The 9,601-nt window shown below is 46.9% G+C and carries 7 protein-coding genes and 2 pseudogenes; 1 reads left to right on the top strand and 8 read right to left on the bottom strand.

Features of this window, described 5'->3' with window-relative positions; translation table 11 throughout:
- Nucleotides 1–41: 41 nt before the first annotated feature.
- Together QUB44_RS29455 and QUB44_RS29450 are read right to left on the bottom strand one after the other, a co-directional pair.
- Nucleotides 42–2,225, bottom strand: a pseudogene (locus QUB44_RS29455) (condensation domain-containing protein).
- 70 nt (nt 2,226–2,295) lie between these two features.
- Nucleotides 2,296–3,360: pseudogene (locus QUB44_RS29450) on the bottom strand (ISKra4 family transposase).
- Nucleotides 3,361–3,626: 266 nt separating this feature from the next.
- Between QUB44_RS29450 and QUB44_RS29445 the strand changes: the two are divergent.
- Nucleotides 3,627–4,349, top strand: a complete 723-nt coding sequence (locus tag QUB44_RS29445) for an IS1 family transposase (protein ID WP_333373137.1) — start codon at nt 3,627–3,629, stop codon at nt 4,347–4,349.
- Between the two features lie 135 nt (nt 4,350–4,484).
- Here the strand turns inward: QUB44_RS29445 and QUB44_RS29440 are convergent, their stop codons facing one another.
- From QUB44_RS29440 to rpmI, 6 genes are all read right to left on the bottom strand, one after another.
- Nucleotides 4,485–6,680 carry a diguanylate cyclase domain-containing protein gene (locus tag QUB44_RS29440; protein ID WP_333373135.1) on the bottom strand — a complete coding sequence of 732 codons (2,196 nt, stop codon included), beginning with the start codon at nt 6,678–6,680 and terminating at the stop codon, nt 4,485–4,487.
- Entirely contained in the window at nt 6,677–7,285 is a 609-nt protein-coding gene (locus QUB44_RS29435; RefSeq protein WP_333373133.1) for a chemotaxis protein CheC, read from the bottom strand. Before QUB44_RS29435 ends, QUB44_RS29440 begins: the two co-directional genes overlap by 4 nt.
- On the bottom strand, nt 7,282–7,659 hold the full coding sequence (locus tag QUB44_RS29430) for a response regulator (protein WP_333373130.1): 378 nt from the start codon (nt 7,657–7,659) through the stop codon (nt 7,282–7,284). The genes QUB44_RS29435 and QUB44_RS29430 overlap by 4 nt, the downstream gene beginning before the upstream one ends.
- 237 nt (nt 7,660–7,896) lie before the next feature.
- Complete coding sequence (locus tag QUB44_RS29425; protein ID WP_333373127.1) at nt 7,897–8,427, bottom strand: tetratricopeptide repeat protein; 531 nt, start codon at nt 8,425–8,427, stop codon at nt 7,897–7,899.
- 273 nt (nt 8,428–8,700) lie between these two features.
- Nucleotides 8,701–9,057, bottom strand: a complete 357-nt coding sequence (gene rplT, locus QUB44_RS29420) for a 50S ribosomal protein L20 (protein WP_190658174.1) — start codon at nt 9,055–9,057, stop codon at nt 8,701–8,703.
- A 19-nt stretch (nt 9,058–9,076) separates the two neighbouring features.
- Nucleotides 9,077–9,274 (bottom strand): 50S ribosomal protein L35, encoded by a 198-nt coding sequence (gene rpmI, locus QUB44_RS29415; protein ID WP_006634164.1) that lies wholly within the window; start codon nt 9,272–9,274, stop codon nt 9,077–9,079.
- Nucleotides 9,275–9,601 lie beyond the last annotated feature (327 nt).

Genomic DNA, 9,601 nt, shown 5'->3' with positions numbered 1-9,601 from the left:
TGTTGAGTAACAGCTTGCCGGATATTTAAAGGCAGCTACTTTTAGATGCGCTCGTTTTTTAGTCTAAACTCCAGTAAATCAGGGAAGGAATCTAAGATAGCGCGCAACAAAGAAGGAACTAGCACCAGTCGCGTTACATTGTGCTTTGATAAGGTTTGAAGGAATTGGTTAATATCTTTGACGGCTCGATCGGGAATAATCACAGTGGGCAACCCATGCAGCAAAGGAGCAAAGATTTCCCAAACCGAATCGACAAAATTTAAGGACGTTTTTTGACAGCAAATATCTTCTTCGATAAAAGGGTAGGGGTTCCAAAAACAGCGATTGACTGTGCCTCGGTGGGTGCCGAGTACGCCTTTGAGAGTGCCTGTGGAGCCGGAAGTGTAGAGGACGTAAGCGAGGTTTTCAGCTTCCACTTTAACAGCGGGGTTGCGATCGCTCTCGCGGGAAATTTCCTGCCATTCGGCGTCGATACAGACGACTTTTGCGCTGTGTTCGGGGAGGGTTTATAGGAGGTTTTTTTGAGTCAAAAGCACCGGAACTTTTGCGTCCGCCAGCATGAAGGAGCGGCGTTCTTGGGGATAAGCAGGATCGATAGGAACGTAAGCGGCACCGACTTTTAAAATGCCCAAAATGGCCACCAGCATCGACAGCGATCGCTCTAAGCAAATTCCCACCAAAACTTCGGGTTTTACGCCTAGAGATTGCAGGTAATGCGCGATTTGATTGGCTTTGGCATTCAATTCGCGGTAAGTCAATTGTTCATTTTCGCAAATTGCAGCCACTGCATCTGGGGTTCGCTCTGTTTGCGCTGCAAATAATTCGTGAATTGAGGAATTCTTGGGGTAATTCGCTTGGGTATCGTTCCACTGGAGAAGTAATTGCTGGCGTTCGGCGGCGCTCAATAGGGGCAATTCTGACAGTTTCCGCTCAGGATTGGCAGTCATTTCCTCTAGTAAAGTGTGCAGGTGTCCGAGCATTCGCGCTATCGCGCTGTCCTCAAAGCAGCTACGATCGAAAATAATTTTCAGCGTCAATTCCGCACCGGGAATCCCCATCACCGTTAGAGGATAATTCGTTGTTTCCAAGGAGCGAATATTCTCTACTTTTAAGTTTTGAATCTTCTCCTGCAAAGAAGCATCCACAGGATAATTTTGAAAAACTACCAAACTATCAAATAGAGGCAAACTCCGAGGAACTTCGCTCCACCCCTGCACCTCAATGAGAGGGCTGTACTCATACTGCCGCGCCTCAACTTGTTGCGCTTGGAGTTGTTTCAAGCACGATAAAATAAAATCCTGTGGGTCAATTTTTACGCGCACTGGCAGAGGATTTACGAACAGCCCCACTACCGATTCAGCACCCATTAACTCTGGCGGACGCCCGGAGACAACCTTACCAAAAACCACATCTTCCTCACCGCTGTATCTGCTCAAAAGTAGCGCCCAAGCTGCCTGTACGAGGGTATTTAATGTTAGCTGATGCTGCCGCGCGGCAGATTGCAGCGCGGCGGTGGCTGTTGCAGAAAATATCACCTGCTGTTCGCCACTACTTTCTAAACGGTTTCCCGCGACAATATTGCCCCGGGCGATCGCTGTTGGAGCTGCAAAACCTTTGAGAGTTTGCCGCCAAAATGACTCAGCCGCAGATAAATCTTGCTGGTGCAGCCACGCGATGTAATCCCGATAAGGGCGAGGGCGTTTGAGGTGCAATTCCTCGCCCTGGGAGATTGCTTGATAAAAGCCAAAAACTTCATCAAGAACGATCGCCAGCGACCACCCATCTAAAACTAAGTGGTGGTGGCTCAAAATAAACTGAAAAGTATCTGTTTCTAACTGCGCCAGTGCAATGCGAATTAAGGGAGCTGATGTCAAGTCAAAGCCCTGCTCGCGATCGGCTTTTAGGAACGTTTCTAGCTGCTGTTGTTGTTCGGAGACGGAGAGCGATCGCCAGTCCATCTGCTGCCAAGATAATGCAGCCTGCTTACGCACCGCTTGCACGGGTTATTTCAAATTTTTCCACACGAAACACGTCCGCAAAATGGGATGCCTGTCTACAACTTTTTGCCAACTATTTCTCAACGCAGAAACATTGACATCGCCGCCCAAGACGCACAGCAGTTGCCCAAAATATACGCCCGATTCTGGCTGGTAAAGGGAATGAAAGAGAATGCCCTGCTGCGCTGGGGAGAGGGGATAAAAATCTTCGATATTGCCTTTGCTCATCTTACAGCTCTCCCAAAATTGCGGTAATGTTGTCTAAATCGTCCGGGAGCATCCCGGTTTTGCAAAAGCCTCAAATGGCCAAGAGGTCGTTGAGGTAAGCACAACGAAGTTTTAGCATTTGATTGACATTTTTTTTCAACCATTGAGCGCCAGAAATTTTCAACCTTCTATCTATTTGTTTGACCGTCGATTCCACCGCTCCCGAGCCGATGGAACAAATCTTGTCTGATGATAATTGCTCATAGTTAACAATTCGAGAGCGATGCTTTTCTAGATACTTGCAAAAGTTCTGGGCGGTTTTTTTGCGCCCCGACTTAAATAAATCTAGGGTGGGTTCGACCAGGCCTTGCCACAAAAATTCCTTGGCTTTGGCTAGAGATTTCAACGACCCTCCCACTTTATATAAATTTTCCATTAAATGATACCAATCTAAAATTTCACGTCGGGTTTTACCAGGATTCAACGGGCTCATAATATTCCATATTCCATCATGTCCATCACCCAAACAAGTTAATATATTGGCTAATGGCTGATGGTTTATATAGTTAATTAACTCTTCATTCTCTTGATAGAAAGCCCCATAATAACTTTCATGTAACCGCACAGCTTTATAATCTTGCCAATGAGACCCTTCCCCCAACTTCCCTCTCAGACGGACTTTCCCTCCATCTATGCTTGTTTCTTTGACCTCAATTTTGGCATGAGGTTCTGACCATTTTTGTTTTTCTACCAATCGATGTAAACAAGTGTGTCCTATCTTTACTCCTGTCTGAACTTCCATTTCTTGGGCAGCATTTTCGTAGGAAAGATTAGCTATTTGACGCAGACAGCATTTTTCAAATAATGGAGATAATCGAGTAGATTTCTTGATATCTAATTTTTCGGCCTGTTTTTCAGTAATTATTAGTTCACCAATACAGCTTTTTACTGTGCGGGGTCGTCCTTGTTCTGTTCCCGTTGCTTGTTTGATAAAAAAAAACCGATTTGTGGGCCCACTTTTTCCAGCCATTGTTCCCTGAGATGCTTTTCAATATTTTCCAGACTGGTCAGTTCACACCGGGGGTGTATTGTTATACAAAATTTTAGCAATTTCTGCCGTACAGGATTGCAACCGCTCTAGTTCTTCAGGGGTCATGGCTCTTGTTTTCGACTTTTTTTGACGCTTTTATTGATTTTAACTATTTTACGCTTATTCGGATATTTACAAAACCGGGATGCTCCCTTATGATCCTTGCCCCGCGTAAGCTTGTAGTCTCGTTCCCAAAACTGTCCGGAGTATTGTAATCCGCAGAGTGACAGAAGAGGGATATCAGGGTTTGGATCATGCGCTGGTAGTGCCCTGAAGGAAAGGATGGAGTAAACTTAAGCTACTATTAGAGAGAAGTGTTTGCCATTGGTAATATGACAGTAGAAATTAATTCTTGCCCCAATTGTGGCTGCGAAGAAGTTAGTCGTAACGGTCAGACTCGGCATGGTAAACAAAACTACAAATGTCGAGAATGTGGTCGTCAATTTGTTCTAAATCCCGCGTGGAAAGCTATTACGAAAGAACAACAGGAGTTAATGCAGCGGATGCTACTTGAACGTATTTCTCAAGCCGGAATTGATCGGGTACTACAAGTGTCAGAAGATACAGTGCAGCGCTACGTAAATGCCCGAGCTTTTGTTGTTAAGAAGCAAGTGGAGGTGAGTTCCAAGCCAAAAAAGCGCCTGAATGTTCAGATGGATGAGTTATGGTCGTTTGTGGACAATAAAGGCAATCAGCAGTGGGTCTGGCTTGCATTGGATGCCCAGACTAGGGAAATTGTTGGTGTACATATTGGAGATCGTAGCGCAGTATCAGCTCTTGCCTTATGGAATTCCATGCCACCTGTTTACCGTCAATGTGCTGTAGTTTATACTGACCATTGGAGTGCTTATGATTCTGTATTGCCCAGTAAACGTCATTATAGTGTAGACAAAGATAGTGGTTGTACCAGCTATATCGAGCGATTTAACTGCACCATTCGACAACGAGTATCTCGATTGGTGAGAAAGAGCTTATCCTTCTATAAAAAATTGGAAAATCATATTGCTGCAATTTGGAGTTTTGTACATCATTATAATGCTAGTTTACAACTCTAGATACCTACTTTTTTTTGAATTCGGTTTTGTTTTATCATCTTGATCCTTTCCTTCAGGGCACTACCCATGCGCTTACAGTGGCATTTTTTTTGCGGACTGATATAACTACTCTGAATTCACAAATATGGCAATTCGTCAAGCGTTGGTGGGAGAGGGTAAATTAGTGTTGGGTAGAGAAAAATCTCCAGGAAGTATCGAAGTGCCTGTCCCATTCGGCTTACCAGCAGCAGGATCAGGCTGGTAAAGTTGGATACGATCGCGCCCAAGTCGTTTAGCTTGATACAGGGCTTGGTCGGCTGCGGCAATCAGAATTTCGGCTCCCGATTCAGATCCAGGAACAATACTCGCTACACCCAGACTGAGAGTGATGTACGGGCTCACCTGAGAACCAGCGTGCGGAAGCTGCAAAGCGGAGATTTTGAGCTGTATGTGTTCGGCTACGATCACAGCGCCTTGAATCGAGGTATTTGGCAAAATAACGGCAAATTCTTCGCCTCCGTAGCGAGCTACTAAATCGGCGGGGCGATTGACTGCATTGCCGATCGCCGCGGCGACTTGTCGCAAACATTCGTCTCCGCCTTGATGTCCGTAAGTATCGTTGTAACTTTTAAAAGAATCAATATCGCACAGAATTAGGGACATGGGCGTTTGTTCCCGCGCTTGTCTGCGCCACTCGATTTCTAAATACTGATCGAATCGGCGACGGTTTGCTAGCTGCGTGAGTGCGTCTAAACTGGCCAAGCGCTCTAACTTGAGGTTGGCGGCTTGCAACTGCTGGTATAGTTCTGCTTGCTTGATGGCGATCGCCAACTGGGTGGCCAGAGAAGACAGCAACTCTACTTCCAACGGCATCCACTGCCGGGGACTGCACTGGTGGGCCATCAGCAGCCCCCACAACTCCTCTCCTTGCACTAAAGGCACAACCAAATAAGCTCTCACCGCGAATTGTGCGAGCAAGTCAATTTGATATTGCGGCAAATCCGCGGCCAAAACATCGGCGATCGGTCGGATCGCCCGATGTTGGTACGCTTCGAGATAGAACTGGTCAAAACAGAACTTTTCCAGGGTTTCCCCCAACATCGGCTTGCAGTTGGCAGCTACAGATTCCACTGTTACCGCCCCCGTCGCCGGGGCGGCGCAGACACTGCCGGTACAGGGGTTGAAGCGGACAATCATCACTCGATCGGCCTGAAGGAACTGACGCACTTCTGTCACTGTCGTGCTGAGCACTTCACCCAAATCCAGAGACTGGCGGATATGCTGAGTAATCGTCGCCATCAGCAGTTCTCGTTCGTTCTGCTGCCGCAGCGCCTCTTGTGCCCGTTTGTACTCGGTGATATCTTGAGCGGTGCCGAAAATTTGTTTGGGGCAGCCGTCGGCTGTGCGGGCGAAAACTTGGTCGCGGCAGCGAAACCAGCGCCATTCGCCCGATCGATGTTTGAGCCGATACTCCAACTCCAAAATATGCCCGTCTTGAGTCGAGGGAAATTTTTTCTGGTGGGCTTTGAGCCTCGGCAAATCTTCTGGGTACACCAAACTGGAGTACAAAGCAGTTTGCATCTGTAAAATTTCTTGGGGAGTGTAGCCCAGCAATTTAGAAGCTTGACCGTTGACGTAGACATTGCGCCGTTCGGTCAAATCGTAGATGTAGAGCAAATAAGGCGCCGCGTCAGCAATTTGCTGGATGAAATGCTGGCTTGATCGCAATTCTTCTTCCACCCGCTGACGCACTTGCACTTCTTCCCAAGCTTGATCCCGCATTGTGCGGTAAGCTTGGATGCGATGGGTGAGGTCGGTCACGTCTTGAATCACCAGCAGCGCGTAGAACGATGGGGCATTGACCCCCGGCCATATTGATGACGAAGCTGAGGGTGCAGATTCCCTAGACAAAAAAGCACTTCTTGATGAGCCGACTCCGACACTACCCTCTGATTCCAACTCAAGAGTATGGAGAACCCAGTCTCTAATCTCCTGTTCTTCTATGCCAGCCTCTAGGGCCGGCACAGCAGTCACAGTAGTTTGCTGAATTCGCTGCTGGCCGTCTTGCCAAGTTGCCGGAATCAGGTGTTTGTGAATTTGAGAAGAAAAAATTGTTGGCGGGCCTCCTGCAAAGATTTGCTTGAAGCGAGTGGCGTACTTTAACTGACTCAGGTGAGGAAAATGGGTTGTGATCTTTGTTCCCAATATTTGGCTGCGGGGAATTTTAGTCCACTCTTCCAGACAAGTGTTCCAAAACAGCACCACAAAATCATCTTGCAGCAAGCAGGCGCCGACTGGTACGCTGTCGAGAACCCCAAACTTTTCCTTAATACTTTTGCTCTCCTCAATCATAGACCCCCGGCAAGTTGATTGATAGCAGTCAACAAGGTGTCAAAGGAATTAACATTGAAAATAAGAATGATATCTCCTTCAATGTGAAGCCTTTCAATCATGAAACTGGTCTGGGCTAATAAAACAACTGTATCAGCAGCTAAACCGCCAGATATCAGCAAATTAGCAATCGTCCCTTCGCTATAAGTGGGAATTGAATAGTTCAGGCGTTGCTGAAGTACGTTGCTGATTGCACCCATGACCCCATTAATTACAATATTTCCCACTTCACTTAGCGTACCAATTTTGACTGAATCGAGATCCTGAGTTCCAACTTCTTCCCCTGTAAGCATTGTCACCAGCAGGGCAGCGCTGTTTGTGGGAAAGACTAGCTGGGCAATGCCTCCAAAGGAGCCTGTGAATTTGAGCTGGACAGCAGCGATTTGCTCGCCGTTGAGGTGTTGCTCTAACTCTTCTTCCACGTCGATGGGAGTCAGGATTTGAAGGTAGGGGATTTGCAAGCGAATCGGGGAGTCGATCATGTCGTTCAAAACCCCTGCGGCTTGACCGATCCCGATGTTGACGAGTTCCTGCAAAGCATCGAGCTGTCGAGTGCTTAATTTCATTGGGTGCTCTCCTCGCTGACACTGAGAGCTTTTTTGATCCACCCGATTAGTTCGTCTGAGTTGGGCATTTTGTGAATGACTGCCAGGGCTCCGAGTGCCATGCACTCGGAGCGGGTGCTTGCTTGGATGTCTGCGGTAATTACGATCACTGGAATTTTATATCCTCGATCGCGCATGGCTTGCAGGACTTCCCGACCTTCCATTTCCGGCATCAGCAGGTCTAAGAGCATACAGTTTGGGGTTTTAGTGCCGAGCAGTTCTAGAGCTTCTGGGCCGCTGGATGCTTCCCAAGTCTCGTATCCTTCTGCTCGCAGGATTTTGCAGATTACCCTGCGAGTCAACCACGAATCTTCGACAACGAGAATTGATGTCACTACGTTCTCCTCCTTCTATTGTTTAGGACTGACCGGCGTTGCAGGTACTGCTTTTATCTTGACAGTAATTTAAAGTGCTGGGACGGTGTGTGATCGAGCTTCACTCGGAATTCCTGTTCTTAAAAACTAACGCATTAATGTGTTGGATAGTTTAGTATCTTGGGCTATGTGAAGAAAAAACCCGGTTTCTGAATGAAACCAGGTTTGCGGGATCTCTATTGCTCCTAACAAAGGCGCTCAATTATAGATTACCAAACGCTTCCGGAGGGACTCTACTCTCTGTTTTGCCGTGGTATTGTCTGGCTCGCAGGCGAGAGCTTGTTCGTAGATTTCCAAGGCTTGAGCTGTTAATTTCTTGCGCTCGTAGGCGTGACCCAGATTATTGAGAGATGTAACGTATTCTGGCTGCAACTTCAGGGCTTCTTTGTAGTGGCGGATTGCGATGTCGTACTGTTCTTGGCCAAAGTGTGCAAAACCGAGGGCGTTGTAAATAACAGCTTGATTGTCTTCCCCTTCTAAGTCTTTGGCTTTCAGGGCTTTTTGAAACAGTACGATCGCCTGCGAGTAAAGCTTCTTATCTAGATAGATACTTCCTAATTCGTAGTATTCCTGTGCAGTTCCTTTTTCTACTGTCAGCTTATTTTCTAAGCGTTCCAGAGACATTTCCAGCTTGCGAGTTTTGAGAATCTGGCGCACCACAAACCAGGAAGTGCTGCCGAGTATAGCGAGCAGGACTGACAAGTAAATAATGAGCAAATTACTATCCATGTTTTTCTTAAATTTAGGTATGTCTGTGGAAGGTCTTATTTATTTTAAGGCGCTAGCAATCTCTGAGATTTGCCTCTGAAACTGTATAAAAAACAAGGAAATCGCGATCGGAACGGTATGATCGCTATTTCTGAAAAAGCAAGAGTCCAGAAGTAAGAACAAAGAAGGAAAGTTTGTCTCAACCTCCTAAATTTATCAGGAGTTTTCCTTCTCTGGCAGACCGTTAAATCTTTCTTACTTCTGCTTTCAGCCTTCTGAAAATCAAGCGAACTTTCAGCCTCCGGCTCGATTAGCCATTTCCACGACTTTACCGAATGTTGCGGGGTCAATGATCGCCATTTGTGCCAGCATTTTGCGGTTGATTTCGATATTGGCTTTTTTCATGTTGCCGATCAGTCTGCTGTAGCTCGTGCCGTGCTGGCGCGATGCAGCATTGATCCGAGCAATCCACAGGCGGCGGAAATCGCGTTTGCGTTTTTTGCGATCGCGATAACCGTTACGCAGGGCCTGCATCACCCGTTGGTTAGCTGTGCGGAACTGTTTCGACTGTGCGCCTCGGAAACCCTTGGCTAATTTGAGAATTTTTTTGCGGCGCGCTCTGGCGACATTACCGCGTTTTACCCGTGTCATCTTTAATTTCCGTTAAACTTTACAAGTATGGAAGCATTAACCGCACGTTAGCATCATTGGTCTCGTCGATGACGACCAGCTTAGATAGACGGCTTTTGCGAGCTGAACTTTTGTGCTGTAGCAAGTGGCTTTTGTAAGCTTTACGGCGCACAATTTTACCGCTGCCGGTCGCTCTAAAGCGCTTTGCGGCTGCTTTGCGAGTTTTGAGTTTTGGCATGAAATGGTGTTATTTGGACACAAGCTTATACCGTATCACGTTTGTGCTACTTTCTGCAAGGGAGATTTGCGGGTTGGGGGTGGCGCTGCATTTGCGGCGATATACAGGATGGGCGATCGGCTAATCTTGTGGTTGTTTGCTGCACTTAACACCTAGTATAGAATGTTATACCGCAGTTGCGGTATCATTAAACGTTCATGAAATTCAATCTCAAAAAGATTTAATTCCACAGGTTCCGGCGAGCCGAGCCGGGAGCGTGTCACTTTTGCGATGAGTACAAATACTCATAAATGCTAGGCAGAGGTTTTGAGCTATTTTTGGGCAAAA

It is taken from the genome of Microcoleus sp. AT3-D2 (assembly GCF_036705715.1).
Classification (GTDB): Bacteria; Cyanobacteriota; Cyanobacteriia; order Cyanobacteriales; family Microcoleaceae; genus Microcoleus.
The sequence above is the reverse complement of the archived record's forward strand: the minus strand, read 5'-3'. Positions and strand labels throughout refer to the sequence as shown.